The sequence below is a fragment of the Billgrantia antri genome, from assembly GCF_019430905.1.
Lineage (GTDB): Bacteria > Pseudomonadota > Gammaproteobacteria > Pseudomonadales > Halomonadaceae > Halomonas > Halomonas antri.
Genome location: NZ_JAHYCA010000006.1, coordinates 110,691 through 136,958, shown reverse-complemented (window position 1 = coordinate 136,958; position 26,268 = coordinate 110,691). Strand labels below are relative to the sequence as shown.

Sequence of the window (26,268 nt, the reverse complement as noted above, 5' to 3'; positions counted from 1 at the left end):
GATCGTCAGCGGCGAAACCAGGACGGCGGCAACATCAGCCGCAAGGTCCGCGGCCACAGCCGTATCGGCAAGCCCGACAGCCGCAGCGAGGCCAGCTCGGTACGCACCGACTGCCCCCGACGCTTCTTCCACGTCGCCCAGTCGAGCAACTTGCGGTTCACCGCGCCCTCCAATCGCCGCCGCTCGCGTGCCGACAAGCGTCCGGCATAGCGATCGAGCAGCTCCACGACCGGGTGCAGCGATACGCTCTCCGCCTCGGGCTCGATGCCATCATCCGCGGTATTCCACAAGCTGGTGATGGTATCGTCGTAGTGGATCGCCTCCAGCTCACACAGCGCCCCGAGCCAGAAGCACGTCTCGCCACCCTGGCTCAGGTGCTCGCCGAATCCCTCCATCTCGAGGAAGCGCTCACGCCGAATGCAGCTGGCATGCGGCTGGATGAAGTCGGCGCGGGCATAGGCCGCCAGGGCGCTGCGGCGGCTGAGCACCCCGCGGCTGGGCAGGGCCATCCGCACCGGGCCCGATGGCCCCATTCGCTGGTAGGCGCTGGCGAACAGCTCGATGTCGGGGTGCCGGGTAAACGCGGCGGCCATGCGCGACAGATGGTCGAAGAGCAGCAGGTCGCGCGTATCGAAGAACATCAGCCATTCCCCCCTAGCGCGTCGGGCGGCATCGTTGCATGCCGCCAGCCGGCCGCGACGCTGACCGCGATAGCGCAACAGCCGCAACCGGCCGGCCCGCTCGTGGCCACGCAGCAGCTCCAGCGAACCGTCGCTGGAGCCCTCGTCCAGGGCGATCACCTCGACCTCCTTGAACACCTGGCGAAACAAGGACGGCAGCGACGACCTCAGGCTCTGCGCCTCGTTGAACACAGGCACCACTACCGTTATCAGCGTCATACCCGATCATTCCCAGCGTCTGCACGCGGCAGCTTGTCGTTCTTGTTGTCGTCATGCCCGTTGCGGTTGCGTGGTTACCCTGGCGCCCGCTCACAACCCCCGCCCGAGTCGACGCACGGCGTTCCAGCCGACCCGCTGCAGCCCCGCCAGCGTCAGCGGCACCAGCGCCAGCGAGCGCGTCAGCGTGAGCAGCGGGCGCGGCAGTTCATACAGGCACATGCGCCGCGGCAGTCCGGTATAGAAGAACCAACGATCCCAGTAGGGCCGGCGCCGGGCACGGGGCGGTACGTCGCCGGAAAAGTCTCGCGGTACCGGATACCAGGCGTAGTTGCCCTCGAGCGTATCGGCCACTTCCGGTCCCGGCTGGAGAAACTCGAAGTCGATGATCCTCAGCCCCTGGTAGGGGTCGTAGAGCAAGTTGCACGGGCTGAGATCGATGCACTCGTAGCCAAGCCGGCGATAGTGCAAGATCACCGCCCGCAGCCGTTCGATGACCCACAGGGGCAGCAAGCCATGACGAAAGAAGAGCGGCCGGGGCGCGAGAATTCGCGGTAGGCTGTCGGCATACCACTCGACGACCAGGTGGCACGGTCCGACCTCCAGCAGACGCGACACCTCAGGCAGGGAGGCGCCGAGTTCCCGCGCCTTGACCTCGCGTGCCAGGAACCGCTCCCTGCCCGGGCGAAAGGTCTTGCAAATGGCACGCCGCCCGTGAAAGTCGATCAGCTCGACCTTGGCCCGGCATGCGTGCTTGCTCAGGTCGGCGAGCACCGGATAGGGGGTGCGAAAGGCGTCGTTGCGCCGACGAGCCAGCTCGAGCACCGACTCGACCCGCACCGACGCCAGCAGACTCAGCCAGGCAACGGCCTGATCGGCGTCGGCCGAGGCGCTCACCGCGACACCCCCGTCGCTGCCAGCACGATGGGTGTGAAGACGCATCTTCCACTGGGCGCGAAGAACGCGTGCATTGTCGCTCGCCCCGGCCGCGTCGCCGCGGTGGCGAGACCGCCGGTCGGGATAGACATCGTGCACCGCCAGCAGACGCCGCGGCGGGTCGGCACCGAGGCCATCGGCGCCGTCCGGGTGGGCACGCTGCAGGCGCTCGGCCATCACGCTTCGGCATCGTGCATCGAGTGACGACTCGTGCAGCACGTCGAAGCCGAGTTGTGCAAGGATGTCACGGTAGGCCGCCAAGTCGCCCAGACCGCTCTCGTGCACCACGAATGCCGCCAGCCCCGGCACCGGCGCGCGGACGTCCGATATCCGATCGACAAAGCCGGCGGGGCCGGCCCACCCGGTCTCACTGTCACGATACCGCACGCATCACCTCCTCCCAGCGTGGTGTCGAGCCACCCTCGGGGCAGTAGTCCAGCGGCGCCACTAGCAGCAGTTGCCGCAGCCGGGGGTAGTCGATGGCGGCAAGGGCCTGCTGCAGCTCCTGCAGGTAAGCCTCGAGCCGCGGCCATTCCCAGAACATCTCATGCGACGTCATGATCCGGTGATGGCGCGTTTCCTTCACCACACCGCCGATGAGCAGCTCCTCGAAGAGCTTCTCGCCGGGACGCAGCCCGGTATAGACGATTTCGATGTCGCCGTCGGGGTGAGCTTCGTCCCGCACCTCGAGTCCCGAGAGGCGAATCATGTTGACCGCCAGGTCGCTGATACGCACCGGCTCGCCCATGTCGAGCACGAACACCTCCCCACCGGTAGCCATGGCACCTGCCTGGATCACCAGTTGGGCGGCCTCGGGAATGGTCATGAAGTAGCGGGTGATGTCCGGATGCGTCACCGCCAACGGGCCACCCCGTTCGATCTGCTGGCGAAACAGGGGAACGACCGAGCCGCTGGAGCCCAACACGTTACCGAAGCGCACCATGCTGAAGCAGGTCCGGCTCTGCTGCTGGGCATAGGCCTGACAGATCAGCTCCGTCAATCGTTTGGAGGCACCCATCACGTTGGTCGGCCGGACCGCCTTGTCGGTGGAGATCAGCACGAAGGATTCGACACCCGCCTTGAGCGCCGCCCGAGCCAGGGTCAGGGTGCCGAAGACGTTGTTGCGCAGCCCCTCGACCAGATTGCACTCCACCAGCGGCACGTGCTTGTAGGCGGCCGCATGGTAGACGGTATCCACTCGAAAGGCGGTGAAGATCGCACGCAGGGAATCGGGTTGCTGGATCGAGACCAGGAACGGCTGAACCCGGATACCCTCGTCACCGACGGCAGGGTGCTGCGACAGCTCGTGCTCTATGGTATAGAGCGCGTACTCGCAGCTGTCGACCAGCAGAACGGCGACCGGCCGTTGGGCGATGATCTGGCGACACAGCTCGCTGCCGATCGACCCGCCTGCCCCGGTCACCATCACCGTCTTGCCCTCGATGTTGGCCGCGAGCAGGTCGGGGAATGGTGGCACCGGCTCACGCCCCAGCAGGTCCTCCAGCGCCACGTCGCGCAGCTCACTGATGCGGGCCCGTCCGGCAATCACGTCGGCACTGCCGGGAATGGTCTTGACCGGCACCGACAGTGCGGAGAGACGCTGCAGGATCTCGCGTCGCCGGCAGCGCGGGGCACTGGGAATGGCCAGCAGCACCATTGCCGCCCGATACTCCTCCACCAGCGCCGCCAGCCTCACCGGCTGGTGGACACGCAGCCCTTCAACCAGGGCACCATCGAGACCGCGCCAGTCGTCGACGAAGGCCACCGGCTCGTACTCGCTGCCATGCCGCAGCGCGGCCACCAGCTCGCACCCCGCCGCGCCGGCACCATAGATCACCACCGGGCGGCGCTTGAGTCGCTGGCTCAACAGATAGAGCTCGCGCAGCAGGAACCTCACGCCGCCCAGCCCCAGCAGCAGTAGCAGGCCGTAGATCAGCACCACGGGCAGCGACAGCGTCACCCCCAGCCACTGGCTGACCGCCTTCGCCACCAGGGAAGAGAGCAGGACCGCCATACCCACGGTCGCCACGGTGGTATGGCTCATATAGCGAATCACCACCCGGTAGAGCCCCAGCCAGTGGAACAACACCAGGCTGACCAGGGCGACGACGATGCTTGTCTGCCACAGCCCGGGGGCGACGAACGGTGCCAAGCTCTCCCAGTGCAGGGCGCAGGCCAGCATTAAGCTGGCCACGACCAGCGTGGCATCGACCAGCACCAGCACGCGTCGTTTGACGCTGCGAGGCAACATCAGCAATGGCTGCAAGGGGATCTGCATGGGCTCCTCCCTTGAATGGCAGGCCCCGGTCACTCTCGGCCGGGAAGGTCTAGGGCGGCCGCCACCTGCGCCCAGTCGAGGTACTTGTAGTTCTGGTTCTGCGCGGCGTTCGAGCCGCTATGCACCACCATCAGTCCCGTGGCGAATCGTCTGCCGAAGCCTTGCGAACTGACCTCGATCCCATCGGTCTCGACGACGCTGTCGGCGCCGCTCTCCGGGTGCCCTTCGATACGGAAGATCCCCAGCAGAACGTAGGGAGGAGAGGCCTCGAGCACGGCGAAGCTGTCATTGCCCTGACTGGAAACGATCAGGTACTGGTCGCCGTACAGGGCGAGCCCTTCGATATCGGGTTTCAGGGGGGCTCTCGCCTCGATCACCAGCTCGCGGCAGGTAGCGGCTTCCGGCGATGCCGGCATGACCCAGACACCGACCCTCTCCTCGCCAACGAACAGCAGCGAGCGGGCGTCGTCGGCGACGCAGCCCTCGGGCTGGGACCCCAGCCGAAAGTAGCGCAGCAGTTCGAGGTGCGGCTCGCCCTGGACGATCTCCAGGCGATGCTGGAGATAGTGCCCCTCCTTGGCATTGGTGAAGACGTGCAATTCGTCGCCGTGGCGATAGAGGCAGAGGCCGTAGTTCTCCTCCAGGCCAGTGGGCACCAGGCCCATCAGGCTCACGCTTCCCTCCGCGTCGATCTCGAACACCGCCAGACGGCCGTCTTCGCGATGGGTCGCCACGGCAACATCCATGCGCCGCTGGTCGAGAGACACGTCCTGGCGCAGATCGACGTTGTTGAGCTTGCCCACCGGCAGGGACTGCAACCTTGTCCCCTGCAGGTCATAGACCTCCAGGCCGCGCTGCTTGTCGGTGCCGAGGATACGGCTGCGCTCGGGCGCCGTGGGGTGGCGCCAGATCGCCGGGTCGTCGGCGGCGTCGCCGCGGCTGGCAACCGCGACGGTTTCGCCCTGGACGCGCACCACCGGCGTCTCGGCCGCCAGCGCCGACTGCCCCATGGCGAGTCCGAGCAGCGCACCGGCCACGCCACGCCACCCCCTCCGGCCCAGACACCAAGCCATGCGTCAACGCTCCTTCACCGGCGTCATGGGAACCGCCGCCGTGCCAAGGGAAGGCCGCCCCTCGCGGCCGTTTCGATAGCAGTGCCAACAGACCGCCAGCACCAACCAGAACAGGGTCGTACGCAGGCCGTTGTGGCTGAGCGAGTAGACCAGCGGCCCCGCCATCCCCATCCAGGCGTAGAACGGTGCACGGCGCAGCGCCATGAAGAGGATGGCAAGCAGCAGGCCGAGCCCCGGGATGCCGTAGGCGAACAGCATGCCGACGAAGGAGGAGTGGATCTCGTTGCCATCATAGGGTGCGAAGCGCTGGCGCTCGCCCTCCGCCGCGCCGAGGATGGCATATTCGGGGAAGTGGGTGAGGCGATCGAAGCGGCGCTCCTCGACCATGTTCTCGACCTTCGTCGAGGCCCGATCCAGTCGGGCCTGCAGGTTACGCTGTACCTGCCCCTCCGAGTGCAGGTTCGCCACCAGCACCGCCACGAGGATCAGGGGCACGAGCAGGCTCAGTCGTGCGAAGTGGCGCAACTGCCCGGCATTGGCAACGGCCCAGCCGAGCCCGACCAGCACCGCCCCGCCCATCGCCCCCAGCGACGAAGCCGCCAACAGGTTGACCACCGCCGCCGCCAGGCCGGCCAGCATCAGCGGCCGTAACGGGGGGCGGAAGTCGTCGAGCAGCATCAGCAACAGCATGGCGCAGAGCGAGAAGAAGGCCAGCTGGTTGGGGTTGTTGAAGCTGCCGGTGGCCCGGCCGACCCCCGTGCCGAGCTGGTAGACCACCTCCATGGCGGCAATCAGCAGGGCGATGGAGAGCGCGTTGCGCACCAGCCCCCGGCCGGCCTCGCCGAACACCCGCAGGAAACGCAACAGCGCCATGCCCACCAGGAAGTTGAACAGGAAGAAGAGCGGGTAGATGAAGAAGGCGCTGCTTTGCATCACCCACGCCCAGCCAAGGCTGACCAGCAGTACCCACAGCAGCAGCAGGGCCCAGCAGAAGGCGAAGGGCGGGACCGGATGCCGCTCATCGCCCAGGGCCAACAGCGCCATCAGGCCGGCGAAACAGAGCAACACGAAGTCTGCCGGCTGGGGCAGGCCGCTGGAGAAGACATAGAGGCTCGACAGGCTCAAGCCGAAGAAGAGCAGCGCGGCGGCGATCTGGTTCATGGCTTGGCTCCCCCTCGCTAGAGATTGGCCATCATGCGGAAGGCATGGTTGCGCTCGGCCAGCTCGGCGTAGGTGCCGCTGTCCACGACGCACCCCTTGTCGATCATGTAGATGACGTCGCAGTCGCGCACCGTGGACAGGCGGTGGGCGACCATGATCAGGGTGCAGTGGCCGGCGCTCACCTCGATATCGCTCATGACCCGCTGCTCGGTGATGCCATCCAGCGCACTGGTCGCCTCGTCGAGCACCAGCACCTGCGCTTGGCGGTAGAACGCCCGGGCAATACCGATGCGCTGTCGCTGGCCGCCGGAGAGCTGTACGCCGCGCTCGCCGACGCGAGTGTCGAGTCCATCGGGCATCGAGGCGACCATGGCGTCGAGCTGCGCCATGCTCACCGCCTTCTCCACCAGGGCGGCATCGATCTCGCTGCGCGGCACCCCGAAGGCAACGTTTTCCAGGATCGAGGCATCGGCCAGGAAGATATGCTGGGGTACGAAGCCGACGCCGGCCTGCCAGCGCGCCAGGTTTGCCTCGGTCAACGTGACATCATCCACCAATAACGCCCCCTTTTGCGGTTGAATCAACCCAAGCAGTAGGTCCACCACGGTCGATTTTCCTGAACCGGATTCGCCGACCAAGCCCACTCGGCTGCCCGCGGGGATGCTCAGGCTCAGGCCGTTGAGCGCCGCCTCGCGCTTGCCCGGGTAGTGGAAGTGCACGTGATCCAGCCGTATGCCGTCGTGCAGGGGCAGAGGATGGAAAGCGCTCCCCGGCGCCATTTCTGAGGCATAGCCACGACTCGCGACCAAGTCGTCGTGGACCGCCTCGAAGGCGGCCAGGTGGCTGCGAATGTTGGAGACGGAAGCGTAGATCTTCTGATAGGCCGGCAACATCTTGAAGCCCGCCAGGGCGTAGATCGACAGTGCCGGCAAGATCGTGCCCAAATTGCCCTGATGCACGTTCAGCAAGTAGAGCACCAGCAGGATCACCGAGCCGAAGGCCACCAGCTCGATCGCGTAGCGTGGCGCATCGGAGAGCCCCTGGGTCACGCCCATGCCACGCGCGACCTGCTGGCTGGCGCGCTCGAACTGGGTGGTGAAAGTCGCCTGGCGGCGCAGCAGCAGAAGATCCTTGATGCCCCCGAACCCTTCGGTCATCAGCTTGAAGCGCTTGGCCTGGGAGCGCGACACGCGCCGGCCGTTGTTGATCAGGAAACGGCGCACCGTCTTGTACAGCAGCAGGTAGGCGGCGAGGAAGATGGCGATGCCGCCGAGCGCCACGACCGGGTTGTAGATCAGGATCGTCAGCGACATGCAGATTACCAGGACCAGCTTGGCATTGAGCTGCATGCAGGGTTGCAGGATCTTGGTGGTGACCCGCTGGGTCTCCTGGGCGACACGGTTGATCAGCCGGCTGCTGCTGCCGCTGGCATGAAACAGCCAAGGCTGATGCAGGTAGTAGCGATAAAGGCGGCTGGAGAGCTCGGCGCCCACCTGGGCACCGTAGAGCGACAGCCGCCAGGTGGTGTACATCGAGAACAGCGCGGCCACCAGCAGCACGAGCAACACCCCCAACCCCATCAGGGAGAGAAAGTGTTGCGGACTGTCGGCACCGCTTAAGCGGTAGGCCTGACCCAGCCATCCCTCGCCCTGCAAGCGGCTCATGTCGCCGACCAGGGCCATGAACGGCCCGATGGAGATGACACCGATCACCTCGGCAAAGGCCATCAGGACGATCAACCCCTGCAGTCGAAGCAGGCGGCGCCGCTGACATGGCGCCAACAGCAAGTAGAGTTCGCGAAGCTGTCGCAACATATCTTGTCACCGGTAGGCGTAGAGATAATTGCCGTAATGACCGTAATGGCTGCTCGTCGAACGCTCCAGGCCATTGAGGATGGCGCCCTTGAGCCGCACCCCGCCGCTCTCCAGGCGCCGCTTGGCGGCCTTGATCTCGGCCGGCGGATTGACGCCGAAGCGCACCACCATCAGGCTGGTGGCGGCCAGCTTGCCGACCACGGCGGCATCGGTGACTGCCAGCACCGGCGGGGTGTCGATGATCACCAGGTCGTAGCGCGCACTGACAGACTGCAGGAAGCCATGGAAGCTGCGCTGCATCAGCAGCTCCGAGGGATTGGGCGGGCGCGTGCCACGTGACACGTAGTGCAGCCCCTCTATCTCGCTCTCACGGATTGCCTCGTCGAGTTCGATACGCTGGGCGAGCAGCTCCGACAGTCCCGGCACGCCCTTGTCACGGAACGCATGGTGGAGGCAGCCACGCCGCATGTCGGCGTCGATCAGCAACACCTGTTGCCCGGCCTGGGCACAGACTGCGGCCAGGTTGGCGGCAATGAAGCTCTTGCCGACCCCGGGCCCGGCCCCGGCGATCATCAGCCGATTATTGCCCGCTTCCAGCATGGCGAAGTAGAGGCTGGTGCGCAGGCTGCGCAGGGCCTCGACGGCAACCTCCTCGGGCTGCTCCAGGGCCAATAGGCCGCGGAAGACCTCCTGGGTCGCCTTGAGGCCGGCAGGACGGACGCGCCGCGTCAGCTTGGTCTGCTCCGCCGAGTCGGGCAAGGTGGCATAGACCGGCAGGCCGATCTCCTCGAGCTGGTCGGGGCTCTTGATCGCCCGGCTGAGTAGCAAGCGCAGGATAACTCCCAGCGCCGCCAACAGCGCCCCGATCATGCCACTGACCAGCGTGATCAAGGCGATCCGCGGCGCAATCGTGCCGCTCTGCATCACGGCATCATCGAGAATGCGCACATTGCCCACGGTGCCGGCCTTGAGCAGGCGCATCTCCTGACGCTGGTTGAGCAACTGCACGTAGACCTGCTGGTTGACCTGGGTATCGCGGGTCAGCCGCAGCACCTCCTGCTGGGTTTCGGGCAGGTCGCCCACCAGGCCATTGATGCGCTCCTGTTCGGCCTGCAGTTGCGCACGCTGGCGCAGCAGCGATTGGTAGTTGGGATGGGTCGGGCGGAAGCGCTGGGCCAGGTCCGCCTCGGCCAGGGCCAGCTCGGTGAGTTGGTTCTCCACCTCCACCAAGCGGTTGAGCAGGTTCTGCGTCTCGAAGGTCAAGTCGACCGAGTCGCGCTGGGCTCGATACTCGTTGAGCCGGTTCTCGGCCTCGGTCAATTGCTCGTTGACCTGGGGAATCTGTTCGTCGAGAAAGGCCAGCTGCTTTTCGGCCTCCTCCGACTGCCGCTGAACGTTCTGGGTCAGGAACACCCCGGTGAGGGTATCCAGGGTCTGCTGGGTCAGCTCGGGATCGGTGCCGTTCAGCAGCAACTTGTAGACCCCCGAGTCCTTGCCCTGAGGCAGGATGGTGAAACGCCCCTGGAGCCGGCCTATTGTCTTGAGCCGCGACGCGCGTCTGAGCCCGAACTCGGCGCCGACGTGAGCATCGAGCTGGCTGACGAAGAGGCGGTACCCCGTTTCGCTGCTGACGGTTTCTCCGACTCGACCGGCCAGCACAAGCTCTCCCTCCAGGAACAGCTCATAGCTTCCTTCCCCGATCACCCGCAGCGTGTGTTCCATGCCCTCTCGCTCCGACGGCACCTCGAAGCGCGCGACGCGCAACGTCTCCCCCGCCCATACGAAGGGAGAGCCTTCGACACCGTCCGGGCCGGGTAGCCAGCCGATCAGGAAATTCGGCACCAGGCGCTCGAACCAGACATGCTGGAGGCCATGATGGACCAGGAAATCCCCTACCCAGGGTAGCCGCCGCGGTGCGATGTCGATCGCCAGGTCAAGGCGGTCCACGGTCGCCCCGATGACCATTCGCGACTTGAGTATCTCCAGCTCGGCCGTGGTTGGGTTGGTGACCTGATCGCCTACGGCCAAGGTCTCCAGCAGGCCCAGCATGGCCCCCCGGTTCTCGATCTGGACCAGCGCATCGGATTGGTAGATACGAGGCTGGGAACTGGAGTAGAAATAACCCGCCAGCATGAAGAGAACGGTGATGCCAGCGATGAGGAATTTCTTCTCGACGAGCATGTCGAGCAGCTTCCTCAGGCTGATATCCTCGTTCTCGGCAGGCGCCGGGGCGGAAGAAGGTGGGTTGGGAAATATGGTCATAGCCAAGACCTCTTCAGCGTAGATGAGCCCCGCTATCTCTCAAAGGTTACCCACCCTGTCGGCGGACCTGGCGGCATCACCCGGCAGCGTGACCGAAGGCAGCAGCAACGAGATCACGTTGTTCCAGCGCGCCAGCGGAGCGGAAGTGACATAGACCACATCCTGGGGGTTGAGCGGGAAGCGTGTGCCCAGCATCAGGCGAGTCGCATCGCTGATGTCCAGCTGATACACCGTTGCCAGCTTCTCGCTCTCCGGCGGGTTGCCACGCACGACGAAGATGCCGGAGGGCTGTGCACGGCTCTCGTTGACGCCGCCGGCGCGAGCCAGGGCGTCGGTCAGCGACAGGCGTTCGTTGCCCAGGGCGATGGCACCGGGCCTCAGTACCTGGCCGAGCACGACCACGTTCTGGTTCTCGGAAGTGGGTACGTGCAGCAGGTCGCCGTCGCGCAACAGCCGGTTCTGCGTCAGGTCGCCCTGTTGCAGCATGGCGAAGAGAGAGAGACGCTCCTCGCGTCCATCCCGGGTCAGAATGACGTTGTGCCAGTCGGCATTGTTACGTGCCCCGCCAGCCTCGCTGAGGGCGTCGAGCACGGTCAACGGCACGATGGTGAGCGGCTGGGCGCCCGGCCGCTCCACAGCGCCACTGACGTAGACCTTCTGCGAGCGGAAGGCAGCGATGCCCACTTCCACCTGGGGGTCGGTAATCACCTGTGAGAGCCGCCGGGTGAGCAGGCCACGCAGCTCTTCCAGTGTCATGCCGGCCACCTGCACCCGCCCCACGTAGGGATAGAACATGGTGCCGTCAGGCCGCACCCGGTTGCCGGTTTCCGCCGCCGAGCGCTCGCTTCCCCCGGGAATGGTGAGTTCCGGATGGTCGTAGACGATGACGCTGACCACGTCGCCCGGGCCGAGGCGATATTCGTACTGCTGGATTTCGCGCTGTAGCTCCGGAGGCAGCGGGCGCGAGGCAGGCTCGACCGTTTGCATACCCATCACCAGCTCCGGCGTGATCGGCTCGATGTCGACGCGGGAGTCGAGCGACTCGTCGAGCCGGCTCTCATCGATATGTCCCCCTGGAGCAAAGGCGCACCCAGCCGACACGAGCAATACGAGCAGCAGGGCTAGGGAAACGGTCAGCCGTGCTGTTGTTGCCAGCCGGGGCCGACCTTTCGACTTTACGCAGGTCCAGGTCGCTTTGTTGTCTTCAACTAACGTTGTCATTGCTCCACCCCCCACGGGATCCCAAAAGCACGCTACCGCCCCGGATGCTCTGTCATGTCATCCGTGAGCCGTCTCTTTTTTCTTATCCGGCTTCATCGTTTCGGATCGTTAATTACATTTAGTAACATCGCGAGTACATCAACCGTGACGTTATGATGAAGCCGAAGATACATTTAGGTTACATTGGCGTTTCGGCGTCACCAGATGATTTTGGGCTCAGCCTCGTGCTGAAAATCAGCGAAAAACAGGCGCCCACGAAAAGCAGCGAAAATCGGCCAGGGCGTATGGGAAAAATCAGGTAGGGAAATTAGGCGTAATTGCCCCTCGCCGAAGCGAAAGCTCGAATTACGGAAGTGCAACAAACGGTTGGATATCAGCCTTGGATAGGACTTCGGCAGCTTACAGTCGACGGGCCCATTCCCTGCTGGCCGAATCGAGCAACTGGTGCGTCCACTGGAACGCTTCCGGAGAACGTCGATAAGGATCGGGGATGTCGCAGCCCCGACCGTGTTCCAGCCAGTGGCCCAGGCGCATGATCTTGCCGACTGCCTGTGGCCAGCGCTCGGCGATCAGGCGCCGTTGCTCGTCGCTCATGACCAGGACCAGGTCAGCTTGCGTCAGGTAGCGGGCATCGAGCTGCCGGGCCCGATGACGGGATACGTCGAGTCCAGCGGCCTCGGCCAGCGCACGCGCACTGGGCTCGACGCCCTGGCCGACCAGTGCGGTCAGCCCGGCCGAACTCACACGACAGTGGGGCAAGCGCTGCTGGAGCATCGCTGCGGCCACAGGGCTGCGACAGATGTTGCCTCGGCAGACGACCAGGATGGAGCGAATCATCGACGTAGTACACTCATGAACGGGCACGGGGAGCCCTGCAGCACAAGCATAGCGCCCGGCTCGCGGGAGTGGAAAAACGTCATCGCTTGGCTCAGCATAGGTCGGCCAAAGCAACCTTCGCATCAGTGACAAGGTGGGAGCAGCGAATGAATGACCGCAGCGCCATGCGCCTGGCCCGTCTCCAGCAGGCGCTCGCCGTCAGCGGTACCCTCCATCTTCGCGAGGCCGCCCGCCTCTGCGGTGTCTCGGAAATGACCATTCGTCGCGACCTGGCCGCGAGTGACGGAGCCATGACCTTGCTGGGTGGGCGTCTGGTGATAGCCAGTCATCCGCACTATGTGCCAGCCTACGACCTCGACGTACAGCAAGACAGCCATGCCCTGGCCAAGCGCCGGCTTTGCGCTCGCGCCGTCGGCTTCATCGCCGATGGCGATACCCTGTTCATCGACTGCGGTACCACGCTGCTCCCCCTGGTGGGTCAGCTCGCCACCCGCGAGCGCCTCACCGTGGTGACCTATGCGCTCAACGTGGCCAACGCAGTCAGCCTGCTCCCTGAGGTGCGCCTGGTACTTCTCGGTGGTCTCTTCCATGCCAGTTCGCAGTCCTTCGGTAGCGACGACATGAGTGCGGCGATCAAACGCCTGGGCATCAACCGGGCCTTTATTTCTGCCGCCGGGGTGCACACCGAGCGCGGCGTGAGCTGCTTCCACTTCCACGAGGTCGCCCCCAAGCAAGCCGCCATCGCCAGCGCCGAACAGCGCCTGTTGGTGGTCGACGAGAGCAAGCTCGGCCAGGTACGCCCCGCCTACTTCGCCAAGCTGGACGACTTCGACGTGGTGATCACCGACGGCGACATGGCACCGTTACCGGAGAGCGGCGGGCCCAGAATCGTCGCCGCGTGACGTCCAGACACAACGAAGCCGGGCAATGCCCGGCTTCGTTGTGTGGTGTTGTATGGCCGAGCGCAGCCAGCTGTACAGTGCTTTCTTAGCCACACTTGGACCAGCCGCAACCCGCATAGCACGTCGGGCAACCATCCATCATGATCAGCTCACCGCGGCACTCCGGGCAGTGCCCTACTACCGTGGGCCCATCGCCTTTCTCTTCGGAAGCGTGAGCCTTGGCCTGCTGCTCGGCCTGCGCTTCCTCTTCGGGCGTGGGCGGCTGCCAGGGGTGGCCATGCGCCAGACGATGCGCGTAGCGGCTGACCAGGTCTTCCACCGGCACCTGGTTGCCGTCCTGGTCGAGGAAGCCGCGGCGATAGAGGATCTGCTGGATCGACCAGGCGATGGCGGCCACTTCGGAGTCGTGGAACATCGGCTTGCCCCAGCGGTTCATGCCGCAGCGCACCAGGCCCTTGTCCCAGGCCACCTTGCGCAGGTCGGCCACCGCCTGGGTGACGTAGCCGCCGCGGGCGGCCAACGACAGGCTGCGCATGGTGGCGGTGATCCACTGGTGCTCGCTGGAGAGCTGGCCGGAGGGGAAGAAGAACTCCACCGGGCGCTCGATCACCACCCGCTTGCCGTCGAGGACGCCTTCCACCGGCATGAAGGAGACCAGCAGGTAGACCTTCTTGCGGCCCTCGGCGCCGACGTAGGAGATCTTCTCGGAGACAGCTTCCAGGGTGCCCTCCGGGCGCGAGGGGATGCGTACCGTGAGCGGGTTCTCGTCAGCCAGCGGCGGCGCTTCCACCGCCTTCTTGACGCTGTAGGAAACGATCTTGGACTTGATTTCGACGGCCATCACGGGGCTCCTGCAGAAAAAGGTTGAACGGCACACAGCGGCTCGGGGCTGATCCGTCGACAGGCCTGCGAGGAGGCGCTGTAAACCCATCCCTGGGCGCTACCTTCGCCATCCATGGCGAAGGACCTCCTCTTCGGCCTGTCCCCGGCGCCCCTCGCTACCGGCAGTTGCAAGGGCATGGGCTTACCATTTGCCATAGGTGCCTTCCTTCAGCGCATCATAGAGATTGGCCGCGTTGTGCTCCTCGCCGTCGTAGACCACCTTCTCGTCGCCCTTGAGTTCCAGCGTCTCGCCGTTCTCCAGCTCGAACACGTAGGTGGTGTTCTTGAGATCGTCCTCGCGCACCAGCACGCCCTGGAACGCCTCGGGGTTGAAGCGGAAGGTGGTGCAGCCCTTGAGCTTGCTCTCGTAGGCGTCCAGGTAGAGATCCTTGAACTGCTCGAAGGGGAACTCGGTGGGCACGTTGACCGTCTTGGAGATCGCCGAGTCGACCCACACCTGGGCCGCTGCCTGTACCGCCACGTGCTGCTTGGGGCTGACCGCGTCGGCGGTGATGAAGTAATCCGGCAGGTCGCTCTCCACTGCGTCGCTGGCGATGAAGTGGCGGTAGGCGGCGAGCTCGAAGGAGACCACTTCCACCTGCTCCTTGGTCTTCTTGCCCGACTGGATCACATTGCGGAAGTAGCGATGCGAGAACGACGGCTCGATGCCGTTGGAGGCATTGTTGCCCAGCGACAGCGAGATGGTGCCGGTCGGCGCGATGGAGCTGTGGTGGGTAAAGCGCGCACCGTGTTCGGCGAGTGCCGCGACCAGCTCCGGCTCGACCTCGGCGACCTTCTGCATGTAGCGGCTGTAGCGCGCGTGCAGGATGCGCCCCGGCACCTTGTCGCCGATCTCGTAGCCGTCCTTCGCCAGCTCAGGGCGCTCGCGCATCATCTTCGGCGTGATCTCGAAGTCCTCGGCGAGTATCGGCGCCATGCCCTTCTCGCGGGAGAGCTCCAGCGCCTGCTTCCAGCCCTCGAGCGCCAGGTTGCGGCTCACTTCCTCGGTGAAGGCCAGCGACTCGGGCGAGCCGTAGGGGATCTTGAGCATGGTCAGGGTCGAACCGAGGCCGAGGAAACCCATGCCGTGACGGCGCTTGGCTTCGATTTCGCGGCGCTGGCCCTCGAGCGGCAGACCGCTGATCTCGACCACGTTGTCGAGCATGCGGGTGAAGATCGCCACCACTTGGCGGTAGCGCTCCCAATCGAAGCGCGGCTTCTTGCCGAAAGGGTCGATGACGAAGCGGGTCAGGTTGACCGAGCCGAGCAGGCAGGCGCCTTCCGGCGGAAGGGGCTGCTCACCGCAGGGGTTGGTGGCGCGGATCTCCTCGCAGAACCAGTTGTTGTTCATGCGGTTGACCTGGTCGATCAGGATGAAACCCGGCTCGGCGAAGTCGTAGGTGGAACGCATGATGGTGTCCCACAGCTCGCGCGCCTTGATCACCTCGACGACACGGCAGGCCACGCGGCCCTCGGCATCGACGGTGTAGCCCTCTTCGATCACCGGCCAGTCGCGGTAGATCAAATCCTCGGGCTTGACGTCCTCCTTCTCACCGGCATGCAGCGGGAAGGCCAAGGGCCAGTCGGCATCGTTCTTCACCGCTTCCACGAACTCGTCGGTGATCAGCAGCGAGAGGTTGAACTGACGCAAGCGCCCGGCTTCGCGCTTGGCCTCGATGAAGCTCTTCACGTCGGGGTGGCCGACGTCGAAGGTGCCCATCTGGGCGCCGCGGCGACCACCCGCCGAGGCTACCGTGAAGCACATCTTGTCGTAGATATCCATGAACGCCAGCGGGCCGTTAGTGCCGGCGCCGGCACCGAAAACGAAGGCCCCCTTGTGGCGCAGGGTGGAGAACTCGTAGCCAATGCCGCAACCCGCCTTGAGGGTCATGCCGGCGTCCACCACCGAAGAGAGGATGTCGTGCATGGAGTCGCGGATGGTGCGCGAGACGGTGCAGTTGATCAGGCTCACCGCCGGCTTGTAGTCCTCGGCACCGGCGTTGGACATGATGCGCCCGGCGGGGATGGCACCGTTCTCCAGCGCCCAGCGGAACTTGGGCAGCCACTCATCGGCCTTGTCGCCTTCCACCGCGGCCAGGGCGCGCGCAACGCGGTCCCAGGTCGCCGCCACGTCCTTGTCGACGGGGCGTCCATGACGATCCTTGAGGCGATACTTGGAGTCCCAGATATCGCGTGAGGGCGCTTGCATAGGCACCTCGTTGGATGTCTTGACGGCCTTGGTGGAAGTACTCATGCAGGGATCTCCAGTAAGGGTCAAAAGTTCAAGTCAATCAATGTTCCCGGCGCGCCATGCGTTCGAAGCGCGCCAGCCATTCGCCGAGTCGTCCCTGGGCCAGCCCCTCCTCGCGACCATCGAGCAGGTTCTTGACCATCAGCCCGAGCTCCGTGTCGCCCTCGATCACCAGCCGACGCTGGAAGAACAGCGCGTCGGGGTCCTCGCGCCGAGTCGCCAGGCACAGGAACTCGCGCCAGCCGCCACGAATGGTGGCTTCGCCCGTCTCCGGGCTGAGCCGGAAGCGCTCCGCTTCGAGGGTCAGCGTCAGCGCCACGCCCAGGTCCTCGATATGCAGGGCAATGCGCCGCCCCTCGAGCGCGTCGAACTCGCCCTCGGCCAAGGGTTCGGCGAAGGTGCGGTTGAGCAGCGGCTCGATCAGTTGTCGCTTCACCGCAAGCGGTACGCGGGGATCGATGGCACGAATCATTCGAGTCGGGGCCGGGGGGCGTGGCAAGCGCGACAGAGAAAGAGGAAGCATAGCGACTCTCCAGTGGAGCGAACCCATGGATTCGGTGCGGCCAGGTGGCCATGAAACCGATCATCCTAAGCTCGACGCCGCGCGCCTGCACTGATATGCGTCAAGCCTGTGCCAATGCCCCCGACCGGGGCCTTGGCTACCATATATAGCCAAGAAGCCCGGATCAAGCACCACATCTAGACTATATTTTTAACGCTAGCCCTTGCATTGCGATAACTATTTGATCCCCAAGCGACGCGCCAGCTTGTGCAGGTTGCTGGGATCAACGGCAAGCCTCCGGGCGGCATTCGCCCAGTTGTCGTCGCAGACCGCCAGGGCCTGGCGAATCGCCCGCCGCTGCGCGGCTTCGACCTGATGGCGCAGTGGCTCGCCGGTGCTCGTCTCAGCATGGGGGTGTTCGGTCGCATCACGATCGTCTTTCAACGTTTCGCCATGAGGCAGGTCGAGCCACTCCGGTTCCAGGGTGACGATGTCGTCGCGTCGAGCACCGTGACCCAGCGCCTTGATCGCCGCCCGGCTGATGACGTGCTCGAGCTCACGCACGTTGCCCGGCCAGTGGTAGCCCAGCAGCGCCGCCTCGGCTTCGCTGGAGAGTCGCAGACTGCGAACGCCGAGCCGGGCACGGTTGATCTCGAGGAAGTGACCGGCCAGCACCAGCACATCGCTGTCGCGCTCGCGCAACGGCGGGATCACCACCGGATAGACCGAGAGGCGGTGATAGAGGTCGGCACGGAAGTGGCCGTCACGCACACTCTCGGCCAATTGACGGTTGGTGGCAGCGATAATGCGCACATCGACTCGCCGCGGAGTGTCCTCCCCCAGGCGCTGCACCTCGCCGTTCTGCAGGGCTCGCAGCAGCTTGGCCTGGATCGGCAGCGGCAGCTCGCCCACCTCATCGAGGAACAGGGTGCCGCCGTCGGCAGCCTCGAAGCGTCCCGCCCGCTCCGCCGTGGCGCCGGAAAAGGCGCCCTTCACGTGGCCAAACAGCTCGCTCTCGGCCAGGGTCTCGGGCAGCGCTGCGCAGTTGACCTGCACCAGCGGCTGCTGTCGGCGCGGCGAACGCTGATGCAGGCGCCGGGCGAACAGCTCCTTGCCCACGCCGGTCTCCCCCATCAGCAGTACCGGCAGGTCCGACTCCGCCACCACGTCGAGCTCATGCAGCAGGCGCTGCAGCACCGCACTGTGGCCGAGGATCTCACTGCCCTCTCCCACTAAGACATGAGCCAGCGCATCCTGACGCGCCATGCGCAGCGCGCGCACCTCTTGCTCCAGGCGCGAAACCCGCACGGCTGCCTCGACCAGCAGCGCATAACGCTCCAGCAAGAGGCGGGACGCCTCGTCGAAGGTACCAGCCACCAGGGCGTCCAGCGTCAGCACGCCCCACGTCTCACCTTCGACATGCAGGCTGATGCCCATGCAGTCGTGCACGTGGAGCGGCTCCCCCGGCTGTTGCTCGACCAGGCCGTCGTAGGGGTCGGGCAGGGCCGAGTCCGACGGGAAAAGGGTCGAGCGGCGGCTGGCGAGTAGTGCCGCCAGGCGCGGGTGGCGAGCCACCTCGAAGCGTCGTCCCAGCGCTTCGCGTACCAGACCCTCCACCGCCACCGGCGCCAGCACGTCATCCTGCAACCGCAGCAGGCATACCGCGCCGCAGCGGAAGCTCTCACGCAGGGTACGTACCAGGCGCTGCAGGCGCACCACGCTGGGCAGGTCGGCGGCAAGGTCGGCGAGAAGCGAGTCGTCAAGCATGGTAATTATCACCCTGGAAGGTAAAAATAACCTTACTCCAGCAAGGTGAAATTTACCATTTGAACGGCAAGCCATTGATAAACAAAACCCAGATAAGTGGCACGGCGATTGCTCTGTCTGAGAGACATTCATCAATGAGGTATGCCGTATGAACCTGCAGGAACAGACCGTTGGCCGCATCGCCCTATCGCTTCCCGGTGCGACTCGTATCTTCCATGCCCATCACATCGATTTCTGCTGTGGTGGCCGCATCAGCCTGAGCCAGGCCGCCGAGCGCGCCGGCCTGCATGTCGACAAGCTGGTCGCCGAACTCGAGGCGCTGCCGGCCATCAGCGGCGAGCAGCGCGACTGGCGCGAGGCCAGCAATGACGAGCTGATCGAGCACATCCTCACCCGCTATCACGACGTGCATCGCGAGCAGCTCCCCGAACTGATCCGCATGGCGCGCCGAGTCGAGCAGGTTCACGGCGACCGCGACACCTGCCCCAACGGGCTGGCCGACCTGCTGCTGGTGATTTACCAGGAGATGGAGAGCCACATGCAGAAAGAGGAGCAGATTTTGTTCCCCATGCTGCGCAACGGCATGGGCGCCCAGGCCCAGGGGCCGATCGCAGTGATGCGCCACGAGCACGACGACCACGGCGAGAACCTCGAGCAAGTGATGCGGCTGACCGATGACATCACCCCGCCCAAGGGCGCCTGCACTACTTGGCGGGCGCTCTACACCGGCCTGCGAGAGTTCCGTGAGGACCTGATGGAACACATCCATCTGGAGAACAACTTGCTGTTCGAACGGGCCAGTTGAGGAAGCACTGCACAACTGTCTGCGCTTCCTATACACACCCGCCGAAACGCATACGGCGCCCCGTGGGGCGCCGTTTGGTTGACTGCAATTCAAGCTCGTCAAACCGTACGTGAGTAGCGGTTCTCCTCGGGCTTGAGGTAGGCGTCGAAGGCCATCGCCATGTTGCGCATCATCAGCCGCCCTGCGGGCAGCACCTCGATCGCGCCGTCACTGATCGTCAGCAGGCCGTCGGCCTGCATCTCCTCGAGCTGTGCGAGCGCATCGGCGAAATAGTCGCGGAAGATGATGGCGTGGCGCGCCTCAATGGCGGCGAAATCGATGCGCCCATGGCACATCAAGGCGTTGATCACGTCGCGGCGCAGGCGGTCGTCGTCATTCAGCCGGTAGCCGCGCATCACCGGCAGCCGCCCCGCCTCGAGACGCGCCTGGTACTGGGCGGTCTCCTTGACGTTCTGGCTGTAGCTGTCGCCGACCTTGCCGATGGAGGTGATGCCCAGGCCGATCATGTCGCAGTCGGCGTGGGTGGAATAGCCCTGGAAGTTGCGCTGCAGGGTGCCGTTTTCCCTGGCCAAGCTCAGCTCGTCGTCGGGCAGGGCGAAGTGATCCATGCCGATGTAGACGTAGCCGGCCGCGGTCAGGCGGCGAATGGTCAATTCCAGCAGCTCCAACTTGCGCTCCGGCGGCGGCATGTCCTCGGGGCGGATCAGGCGCTGGGCCTTGAACAGCTCCGGCAGGTGGGCGTAGCTGTAGGCCGCGATGCGGTCGGGGCGCAGGGCGATGATCTTCGCCAGGGTGGCATCGAAGCTGGCCACCGTCTGCAGTGGCAGGCCGTAGATCAGATCGACGCTGACCGACTGGAAGCCGGCCTCGCGGGCCGCCGCGACCAGCTCGACCACCTGCTCCTCGCTCTGCACGCGGTTGACCGCCTTCTGCACGTCGGGGTCGAAGTCCTGCACGCCGAAGCTCAGGCGGTTGAAGCCGAGCGCTTTCAGCTCATGGATCTGCTCTGGCGTGACCGTGCGAGGATCGACCTCCAGCGAGAACTCGCGCGCCTCGGGCTCGGCGAAGTGGAAGGCCTCGTCGAGGGCCGCCATCAGCTCGCCGAGCTGGGCATTGCTCAGGTAAGTGGGCGTGCCGCCGCCCAGGTGCAGCTGGGTCATGCGCCGCGTCTCGTCGAACAGCGCCCCTTGCACGCGGATCTCCTGCTTCAGCCAGTCGAGATATTCGGCCGCGCGCTCGGTGTTGTGGGTGATGATCTTGTTGCAGGCGCAGTAGTAGCACAGGCTCTTGCAGAACGGGATATGCACGTAGACCGACAGCGGCTTGGGCGCGGCAACGCGGTTGCTGCGCTCAGCGGCGGCGCGGTAGTCGTCCTCGGCGAAAGCCGTATGGAACTGGGGCGCGGTCGGATAGGAGGTGTAGCGGGGCCCCGGGCGGTCGTACTTCTCCACCAACGGGCGGTCGAACAACAGATCGTCTTGCATGATCGGAACAGCCTCTTGAATCCTCGGCATGGAGCACGCCATGCTCAATGCCCGTCAGTATGACACCGGCTACCGGTGTCGTCTCGGCAGCTCGCCCCTCTCTTGCCCCGGGTCAAGTTTGCCCTTGTCACGCTGCGTCCTGGGGATCCAGGCGGCCAGCCGCCAGGCCACCAGCAGCCAGCCCAGGCTCCAGGCGGAGGCCGACAGCCACAGCAGCGTCAGCCCCGCACTGCCGGCCTCGACCGCCCCCAGCCGCAGCACGGCCGCCACCGCGAACAGCCCGGCCAATGGCAGCAACACCGCTTCCCGTTCAGGGCGCCGCTTCGCCCGCAGGATCACGTGACGCAGCATGATGCCACTGGCAAGCGTGCCCAAGGCTCCCACGGTAAAGGCGTGCAGCGCCGTGCTGGCATGCTCCGGCGCCCACCAGCGATACGCCAGAAGGATGAGCCCGATGGCAAGCCAGGCGTAGCCCAGCATCAGCATCTGCAGGTCCGGCCTGTCGCGACACTTCATCGGCTGCCATCCACGGATGCGCCACAGCACCAGCACACCCCCAACCAGCGTGAGCAGGGCTGCCACGGGATGCAAAGCCTCCCACGGTGCCAGGAAGGCCGCCAGCCCCAGCAGCACGATCAGCGCCCCCTCGACATTGGGCTGCACGCCGGCCCGTGCCTGGCGGGAAGATGTCGTCAGGTGACCGTTGACCGCCGGTGCGATGACTCGACCGCCCATGAAGGTCATCAACAGCACCAGCCACAGTACGCTCTGGTGCATCAGCGGTGCCGTGCTCGGCATGTCGTCGACATAACGCCAAGTCAGGGTCACCAAGGCCAACAGGCAGATCATGCCCAACAGCGGCGATAGCAAACGATTGCGCCACTTCTTGGCAGCAATGAAGCGCGGCACCAGTCGTGAGGCCACCCACATGGCGAAGCCCCCGTCGGCCAACGAGGCCACGACCGCTCCAGGCCAGTCCAACACGCCCAGCCGCCCCGTCAGCCACAGCGACACCAACACGATTAGGTGCCGCCTTGGCTGGGGTCCCAGCAGGTAACCGGCAATGATCGCCAGGGCAAAGCCGAACAGCATCTCGCGGGCATGGGCGGCCGGCGAGGCCAGCTGCAGCGGCGCCCAGCCGTGAAAAAGCGCCAACAAGGAGAGCGGCACCATCAGGGCCGCGTGCAGCGCCGCCAGCGGAAAGAGCCAGCGCCAGGCGGCCAGTCGATAGGGCTCGACACCGGCTGTATCGATGGCGGGCTTGGCAAGGGCTTTAAACATGTATATAAAATACTACTTAAAGGGCGCGTTGAACACCGTCGCGAGGTCGCCATGAGAGATAACGCATCACGCCTGGCCTGGCTCATCCTGGCCTATACCGGCCTCGGCCTGGGAGCGGTCGGCGCTGTCCTGCCGCTACTGCCGACCACGCCCTTCCTGCTGATGGCAGCCTGGGCGGCACCCAAAGGCTCGCCACGCCTGGCGCGCTGGCTGTGGCATCACCCGCGGCTGGGCCCAATACTGCAGGCCTGGCAGCATCAGCGTGCCATCCCCAGTCGCGCCAAGCGCACGGCGGCGATGCTGTTGGCCCTGAGCTGGCTGGCACTATGGCTGGGCAGCGCACCTGCTCCGGTTCTGGTCGTGACAGGGCCCCTCTTCTGCTGTGTGGCTATTTTCCTCTGGACGCGACCCGATGCCACACCCCAGGGCAGAGAACGCCACGCGACGACTACTGCTATTATAAGAAGGTTTTAGCCTACTTGATTCGTTGCCTATCAAGCCATTGCCGGACTTGCCATGCACCTGACCCGCTACACCGACTATGCGCTGCGCGTGCTCATCTATCTCGCCGTCAAGGGCGAGGAGCGCTCGACGATCCATGAGATAGCGGAAAGCTTCGGCGTCTCGCGCAATCACTTGATGAAAGTCGTACAAGACCTCAGTCACCGTGGCTACATCACCACCATCCGCGGCAAGAACGGCGGCCTGTTGCTCAATCGCCCCCCCGAAGCGATAACCTTGGGCGGATTGGTACGTGACACCGAACATGAGCTCGGCCTGGTGGAATGCTTTCGCGACAGCAACGATTGCATCATTACCCCGGCCTGCCGGCTCAAGCCGATTCTCAACGAAGCCATGGGTGCTTTCATGGGCGTCCTGGACCAATATACGTTGGCCGACATGCTAGGCAAGCGTCAGCCACAGCTTGCCCGCCTGATGCAGATTCCGGCCAAGGAGGCCTAGTTTTCTCATGCCTCTTGGCCCAGATCAGTTTGGCCGGACCCATTCCGGCATACCATCGAAGCCAGTACCCGGCTCGCTGCGCAGTAGCGAACCGAGAAGAGACTGCTTCACTACAACGTGCACTGCCACCCCGTGGATTAGCATTTAGATGGAGAACACCATGAAATTAGTTGCCGCCGCCCTGCTAGCAGGCGCCTCTACCCTGGCCTTCACCGCAACCGTCCAGGCGAACGCCGACGGTGAAGCCGTCTACAACCAGGCCTGCATGGCCTGCCATATGACCGGCGCCGCTGGCGCGCCGATCCGTGGCGACGCCGACGCCTGGGCACCGCGCGTGGAGAAAGGCATCGACACGCTCTACACACACGCCATCGAAGGCTTCAACGCCATGCCGCCCAAGGGAGGGCAGATGGGCCTGAGCGACGAGGAAGTGAAGGCCGCCGTCGACTTCATGGTCGAACCGGTAATGTAAGCCAGCCGACTCCCCAACCAGGCGGAGACGCTCCCCGCTGGAATAACAGGCACCATGCCGCGACAGCGGCATGGTGCCTCCGCCGTTTCTCTCTTCGCAAGCCTCCCGCCTCTTCCTCTCGCCCGGCCGCTGCCATGCCTGCGGTCATGCAGCTCGCGACTCCTACCTCTTCTGGGTTACTCCCACGGCGCCGGCACTGGTTACTTCGGTCATGACGCATGTCAATTCCCACGCCCTGGAGGGCTGGCATGATAGGACCAACGCTTAAAGAAATATCTCCAATACCTGTTTGACTCACCCCTTTCTCACCGGTGCTAGCAGGTACGGTAACGAGGATCGCCCATGTTTCACCGGCGCCACGCTAACATGCCCGCGACTTGGTTGGTCGGTCTGCTGGTACTGCTGTTCACCCTGCCGGCCCTGGCTATCGAGCTGGAGCAGGTTCGCCCCGGTTTTCCCGAGGCGGCCCGGCTGAGCGAAGCCGAGGGCAGCCTTGCGGTAAGGTCAGTGGAGAACTCTGCAAGCGATCCGCTGGGCTACGTCTTCGAGAGCGTCGATATCGCCCCGATTCCTGCCTATTCGGGCAAGCCGGTCAACCTGCTGGTGGGCATCGATCTGGAGGGCCGCATCGTCCTGGCCGACATCCTCGGCCACGAGGAGCCCATCATGCTGGTGGGTATTCCCGAGGCGAAGCTGGAGGGCTTCGCCGATGCGCACGTGGGCGCTCACGTCAACGACCGGCTCAAGGTTGGTGACAACCTCGACGCCATCTCCGGCGCCACCGTCACCGTCATCGTGGTCAGCGATACCATTCTGCGCGCCGCGCGCCAGGTGGCCGCCGAGCAGGGGCTGATCGCCGATCCTTCCGCCACTCCACCGGCGCGGGTGCTCGAGAACGTCTACGCCCCTGCCGACTGGGAAACCCTCACAGGCGACGGCACCATCCGTCGTTTCCAGCTGACCCACGGCGAAGTGGATGAGACCTTCGCCGGCACGCCCGCCGAAAACTACCTGCATACGCCGCAGCCAGCTGATCGCACCTTCATCGAACTCTTCTATACCTACCTCAACCCGCCTACCGCCGGCCGCAACCTGCTCGGCGACAATGTCTACGAGCAGCTGATGGCCCAGCTCGACGAGGGCGAGCATGCCATCGCGGTGATGGGCCGCGGCGACTATTCGTTCAAGGGCTCGGGCTATGTGCGCGGCGGTATCTTCGATCGCCTGGAGCTCAGCCAGGGCAACACCACCGTCAGCTTCCACGACCGCGACCACATCCGCCTGGGCAACCTGTCGATCGAGGGCGCGCCCGATTTCGCCGAGCGTGACATCTTCATCGTGCGCGATACGGCGGCCTTCGATCCGGGCCGGCCGTGGCAACTCGAGCTGCTGGTACGCCGCGCCTCCGGTCCGCTGGATACCGAGTTCAGCCGCTTCAGCGCCGACTACAGCGTGCCCGAGGCCTATATCGAACGACCCGTACCGCCCAAGGAGGAGCCGATCTGGGTCCAGGTATGGCGGGACAAGGCGTTCCAGATCGCCGTACTCGGCGCCGGCCTCGTCGTGCTCACCGGCATCATGCTGTTCCAGGACGTGCTGGTGCGCTATCCCCGCATCATGGGTCCGCTGCGCCTGGGCTTCCTGGTCTACACCCTGGTCTTCATCGGCTGGTACTCGCTGGCCCAGCTCTCTGTGGTCAATGTCCTGACCTTCACCAACTCGCTGATCAACGGCTTCAGTTGGGAATCGTTCCTGATCGACCCGATGCTGTTCATTCTCTGGTCGTTCGTGGCGGTGAGCCTGCTGCTGTGGGGTCGAGGCGTGTTCTGCGGCTGGCTGTGTCCGTTCGGCGCGCTGCAGGATCTGGTCAACAAGGCCGCGCGCAAGCTGGGTGTCAAGCAGTACGAACTGCCCTTCGGCCTGCATGAACGGCTGTGGGCGATCAAGTACATCATCCTGCTGGCGCTGTTCGCCGTCTCGCTGCACTCGTTGGGGCAGGCCGAGCGCTACGCCGAGGTGGAGCCGTTCAAGACCGCCATCACCCTGCGCTTCCAGCGCGAATGGGGCTTTTTGCTCTATGCCTTGGGCCTGGTCGCGATCTCGGCCTTCACCCACAAGGCCTACTGCCGCTACGTCTGCCCGCTGGGCGCGGGGCTCGCCATTCCCGCCCGTCTGCGCCTGTTCGACTGGCTCAAGCGCCATCGTGGCAGCTGCGGCACGCCCTGCCAGATCTGCGCCAACGAATGTGAAGTGGCCGCCATCCATCCCGACGGCCGCATCAATGCCAACGAGTGCCACTACTGTCTCGACTGCCAGATCACCTACCACGATGACCGCCGCTGCCCACCGATGATCAAGCGGCGCAAGCGCTACGAGAAGGCGGCGCGCGTGTCGGGCGGCAAGGACCGCGTCGAGATCCACGAACCCGCCAACGCCGTCGACCGGCTGCAGCGTATTCCGACCCACCAAGAGGACTGAACC

General features: G+C 65.0%; 21 protein-coding genes. 6 read left to right on the top strand and 15 right to left on the bottom strand.

From position 1 onward, the window contains the following. Nucleotides 1–5: 5 nt before the first annotated feature. The 9 genes from KPL81_RS15985 to KPL81_RS15945 form a co-directional block, all read right to left on the bottom strand. Nucleotides 6–899, bottom strand: a complete 894-nt coding sequence (locus KPL81_RS15985; RefSeq protein WP_219793034.1) for a glycosyltransferase family A protein — start codon at nucleotides 897–899, stop codon at nucleotides 6–8. Nucleotides 900–989: 90 nt separating this feature from the next. Next, nucleotides 990–2,219 (bottom strand): hypothetical protein, encoded by a 1,230-nt coding sequence (locus tag KPL81_RS15980; protein WP_219793033.1) that lies wholly within the window; start codon nucleotides 2,217–2,219, stop codon nucleotides 990–992. Further along, nucleotides 2,206–4,110, bottom strand: a complete 1,905-nt coding sequence (locus KPL81_RS15975) for a polysaccharide biosynthesis protein (RefSeq protein ID WP_219793032.1) — start codon at nucleotides 4,108–4,110, stop codon at nucleotides 2,206–2,208. Before KPL81_RS15975 ends, KPL81_RS15980 begins: the two co-directional genes overlap by 14 nt. 29 nt (nucleotides 4,111–4,139) lie before the next feature. Beyond that, nucleotides 4,140–5,183, bottom strand: a complete 1,044-nt coding sequence (locus KPL81_RS15970; protein ID WP_219793031.1) for a phytase — start codon at nucleotides 5,181–5,183, stop codon at nucleotides 4,140–4,142. Nucleotides 5,184–5,186: 3 nt separating this feature from the next. Further along, nucleotides 5,187–6,344, bottom strand: coding sequence for a hypothetical protein (locus KPL81_RS15965; protein ID WP_219793030.1), 1,158 nt, complete (start codon nucleotides 6,342–6,344; stop codon nucleotides 5,187–5,189). A gap of 17 nt (nucleotides 6,345–6,361) precedes the next feature. After that, the gene (locus tag KPL81_RS15960; RefSeq protein ID WP_219793029.1) at nucleotides 6,362–8,158 is read right to left on the bottom strand and encodes an ABC transporter ATP-binding protein; all 1,797 of its coding nucleotides are present in this window, start codon (nucleotides 8,156–8,158) and stop codon (nucleotides 6,362–6,364) included. 6 nt (nucleotides 8,159–8,164) lie between these two features. Next, on the bottom strand, nucleotides 8,165–10,420 hold the full coding sequence (locus tag KPL81_RS15955; RefSeq protein WP_219793028.1) for a polysaccharide biosynthesis tyrosine autokinase: 2,256 nt from the start codon (nucleotides 10,418–10,420) through the stop codon (nucleotides 8,165–8,167). A gap of 39 nt (nucleotides 10,421–10,459) precedes the next feature. Beyond that, nucleotides 10,460–11,575: a polysaccharide export protein gene (locus KPL81_RS15950; protein WP_479688651.1), complete on the bottom strand. Its 1,116-nt coding sequence runs from the start codon at nucleotides 11,573–11,575 to the stop codon at nucleotides 10,460–10,462. A 465-nt stretch (nucleotides 11,576–12,040) separates the two neighbouring features. Beyond that, nucleotides 12,041–12,478, bottom strand: a complete 438-nt coding sequence (locus KPL81_RS15945; RefSeq protein ID WP_219793026.1) for a low molecular weight protein-tyrosine-phosphatase — start codon at nucleotides 12,476–12,478, stop codon at nucleotides 12,041–12,043. A 146-nt stretch (nucleotides 12,479–12,624) separates the two neighbouring features. On the opposite strand from KPL81_RS15945, the gene KPL81_RS15940 reads away from it, so the two are divergent. Beyond that, the gene (locus KPL81_RS15940) at nucleotides 12,625–13,380 is read left to right on the top strand and encodes a DeoR/GlpR family DNA-binding transcription regulator (protein WP_219793025.1); all 756 of its coding nucleotides are present in this window, start codon (nucleotides 12,625–12,627) and stop codon (nucleotides 13,378–13,380) included. An 85-nt stretch (nucleotides 13,381–13,465) separates the two neighbouring features. Here KPL81_RS15940 and KPL81_RS15935 read toward each other — a convergent pair whose 3' ends face one another. The 4 genes from KPL81_RS15935 to norR form a co-directional block, all read right to left on the bottom strand. After that, the gene (locus KPL81_RS15935; RefSeq protein ID WP_219793024.1) at nucleotides 13,466–14,221 is read right to left on the bottom strand and encodes a ribonucleoside-diphosphate reductase; all 756 of its coding nucleotides are present in this window, start codon (nucleotides 14,219–14,221) and stop codon (nucleotides 13,466–13,468) included. Nucleotides 14,222–14,404: 183 nt separating this feature from the next. Beyond that, nucleotides 14,405–16,516 (bottom strand): adenosylcobalamin-dependent ribonucleoside-diphosphate reductase, encoded by a 2,112-nt coding sequence (locus KPL81_RS15930; RefSeq protein ID WP_209475365.1) that lies wholly within the window; start codon nucleotides 16,514–16,516, stop codon nucleotides 14,405–14,407. Nucleotides 16,517–16,553: 37 nt separating this feature from the next. Next, on the bottom strand, nucleotides 16,554–17,036 hold the full coding sequence (gene ubiT, locus KPL81_RS15925) for a ubiquinone anaerobic biosynthesis accessory factor UbiT (RefSeq protein WP_219793023.1): 483 nt from the start codon (nucleotides 17,034–17,036) through the stop codon (nucleotides 16,554–16,556). A gap of 216 nt (nucleotides 17,037–17,252) precedes the next feature. After that, nucleotides 17,253–18,782, bottom strand: coding sequence for a nitric oxide reductase transcriptional regulator NorR (gene norR, locus KPL81_RS15920; RefSeq protein ID WP_219793022.1), 1,530 nt, complete (start codon nucleotides 18,780–18,782; stop codon nucleotides 17,253–17,255). A 148-nt stretch (nucleotides 18,783–18,930) separates the two neighbouring features. Between norR and ytfE the strand changes: the two genes are divergently transcribed. Further along, complete coding sequence (gene ytfE, locus KPL81_RS15915; protein WP_219793021.1) at nucleotides 18,931–19,587, top strand: iron-sulfur cluster repair protein YtfE; 657 nt, start codon at nucleotides 18,931–18,933, stop codon at nucleotides 19,585–19,587. A 98-nt stretch (nucleotides 19,588–19,685) separates the two neighbouring features. Here the strand turns inward: ytfE and hemN are convergent, their stop codons facing one another. Together hemN and KPL81_RS15905 are read right to left on the bottom strand one after the other, a co-directional pair. Next, on the bottom strand, nucleotides 19,686–21,071 hold the full coding sequence (gene hemN, locus KPL81_RS15910) for an oxygen-independent coproporphyrinogen III oxidase (RefSeq protein ID WP_219793020.1): 1,386 nt from the start codon (nucleotides 21,069–21,071) through the stop codon (nucleotides 19,686–19,688). A 69-nt stretch (nucleotides 21,072–21,140) separates the two neighbouring features. Beyond that, nucleotides 21,141–22,352 carry an NnrS family protein gene (locus tag KPL81_RS15905; RefSeq protein ID WP_219793019.1) on the bottom strand — a complete coding sequence of 404 codons (1,212 nt, stop codon included), beginning with the start codon at nucleotides 22,350–22,352 and terminating at the stop codon, nucleotides 21,141–21,143. Between the two features lie 51 nt (nucleotides 22,353–22,403). Here KPL81_RS15905 and KPL81_RS15900 point away from each other — a divergent pair, with 51 nt between their 5' ends. The 4 genes from KPL81_RS15900 (at nucleotide 22,404) to nosR (ending at nucleotide 26,265) form a co-directional block, all read left to right on the top strand. After that, nucleotides 22,404–22,826, top strand: a complete 423-nt coding sequence (locus tag KPL81_RS15900; protein ID WP_219793018.1) for a YbaN family protein — start codon at nucleotides 22,404–22,406, stop codon at nucleotides 22,824–22,826. A gap of 42 nt (nucleotides 22,827–22,868) precedes the next feature. Then, entirely contained in the window at nucleotides 22,869–23,315 is a 447-nt protein-coding gene (locus KPL81_RS15895) for an Rrf2 family transcriptional regulator (RefSeq protein WP_209475352.1), read from the top strand. Nucleotides 23,316–23,475: 160 nt separating this feature from the next. Further along, the gene (locus KPL81_RS15890; RefSeq protein WP_240549332.1) at nucleotides 23,476–23,787 is read left to right on the top strand and encodes a c-type cytochrome; all 312 of its coding nucleotides are present in this window, start codon (nucleotides 23,476–23,478) and stop codon (nucleotides 23,785–23,787) included. Nucleotides 23,788–24,129: 342 nt separating this feature from the next. Further along, on the top strand, nucleotides 24,130–26,265 hold the full coding sequence (gene nosR / locus KPL81_RS15885) for a transcriptional regulator NosR (RefSeq protein WP_219793017.1): 2,136 nt from the start codon (nucleotides 24,130–24,132) through the stop codon (nucleotides 26,263–26,265). Nucleotides 26,266–26,268 lie beyond the last annotated feature (3 nt).

What these genes read in the sequence shown, in the direction of transcription:
- KPL81_RS15985 (WP_219793034.1), bottom strand. Translation starts at nt 899, where the DNA reads ATGACGCTGATAACGGTAGTGGTGCCTGTGTTCAACGAGGCGCAGAGC.
- KPL81_RS15975 (WP_219793032.1), bottom strand. Translation starts at nt 4,110, where the DNA reads ATGCAGATCCCCTTGCAGCCATTGCTGATGTTGCCTCGCAGCGTCAAA.
- KPL81_RS15970 (WP_219793031.1), bottom strand. Translation starts at nt 5,183, where the DNA reads ATGGCTTGGTGTCTGGGCCGGAGGGGGTGGCGTGGCGTGGCCGGTGCG.
- KPL81_RS15965 (WP_219793030.1), bottom strand. Translation starts at nt 6,344, where the DNA reads ATGAACCAGATCGCCGCCGCGCTGCTCTTCTTCGGCTTGAGCCTGTCG.
- KPL81_RS15960 (WP_219793029.1), bottom strand. Translation starts at nt 8,158, where the DNA reads ATGTTGCGACAGCTTCGCGAACTCTACTTGCTGTTGGCGCCATGTCAG.
- KPL81_RS15955 (WP_219793028.1), bottom strand. Translation starts at nt 10,420, where the DNA reads ATGACCATATTTCCCAACCCACCTTCTTCCGCCCCGGCGCCTGCCGAG.
- KPL81_RS15945 (WP_219793026.1), bottom strand. Translation starts at nt 12,478, where the DNA reads ATGATTCGCTCCATCCTGGTCGTCTGCCGAGGCAACATCTGTCGCAGC.
- KPL81_RS15940 (WP_219793025.1), top strand. Translation starts at nt 12,625, where the DNA reads ATGAATGACCGCAGCGCCATGCGCCTGGCCCGTCTCCAGCAGGCGCTC.
- KPL81_RS15935 (WP_219793024.1), bottom strand. Translation starts at nt 14,221, where the DNA reads ATGGCCGTCGAAATCAAGTCCAAGATCGTTTCCTACAGCGTCAAGAAG.
- KPL81_RS15930 (WP_209475365.1), bottom strand. Translation starts at nt 16,516, where the DNA reads ATGAGTACTTCCACCAAGGCCGTCAAGACATCCAACGAGGTGCCTATG.
- ubiT (WP_219793023.1), bottom strand. Translation starts at nt 17,036, where the DNA reads ATGCTTCCTCTTTCTCTGTCGCGCTTGCCACGCCCCCCGGCCCCGACT.
- norR (WP_219793022.1), bottom strand. Translation starts at nt 18,782, where the DNA reads ATGCTTGACGACTCGCTTCTCGCCGACCTTGCCGCCGACCTGCCCAGC.
- ytfE (WP_219793021.1), top strand. Translation starts at nt 18,931, where the DNA reads ATGAACCTGCAGGAACAGACCGTTGGCCGCATCGCCCTATCGCTTCCC.
- hemN (WP_219793020.1), bottom strand. Translation starts at nt 21,071, where the DNA reads ATGCAAGACGATCTGTTGTTCGACCGCCCGTTGGTGGAGAAGTACGAC.
- KPL81_RS15905 (WP_219793019.1), bottom strand. Translation starts at nt 22,352, where the DNA reads ATGTTTAAAGCCCTTGCCAAGCCCGCCATCGATACAGCCGGTGTCGAG.
- KPL81_RS15900 (WP_219793018.1), top strand. Translation starts at nt 22,404, where the DNA reads ATGAGAGATAACGCATCACGCCTGGCCTGGCTCATCCTGGCCTATACC.
- KPL81_RS15895 (WP_209475352.1), top strand. Translation starts at nt 22,869, where the DNA reads ATGCACCTGACCCGCTACACCGACTATGCGCTGCGCGTGCTCATCTAT.
- KPL81_RS15890 (WP_240549332.1), top strand. Translation starts at nt 23,476, where the DNA reads ATGAAATTAGTTGCCGCCGCCCTGCTAGCAGGCGCCTCTACCCTGGCC.
- nosR (WP_219793017.1), top strand. Translation starts at nt 24,130, where the DNA reads ATGTTTCACCGGCGCCACGCTAACATGCCCGCGACTTGGTTGGTCGGT.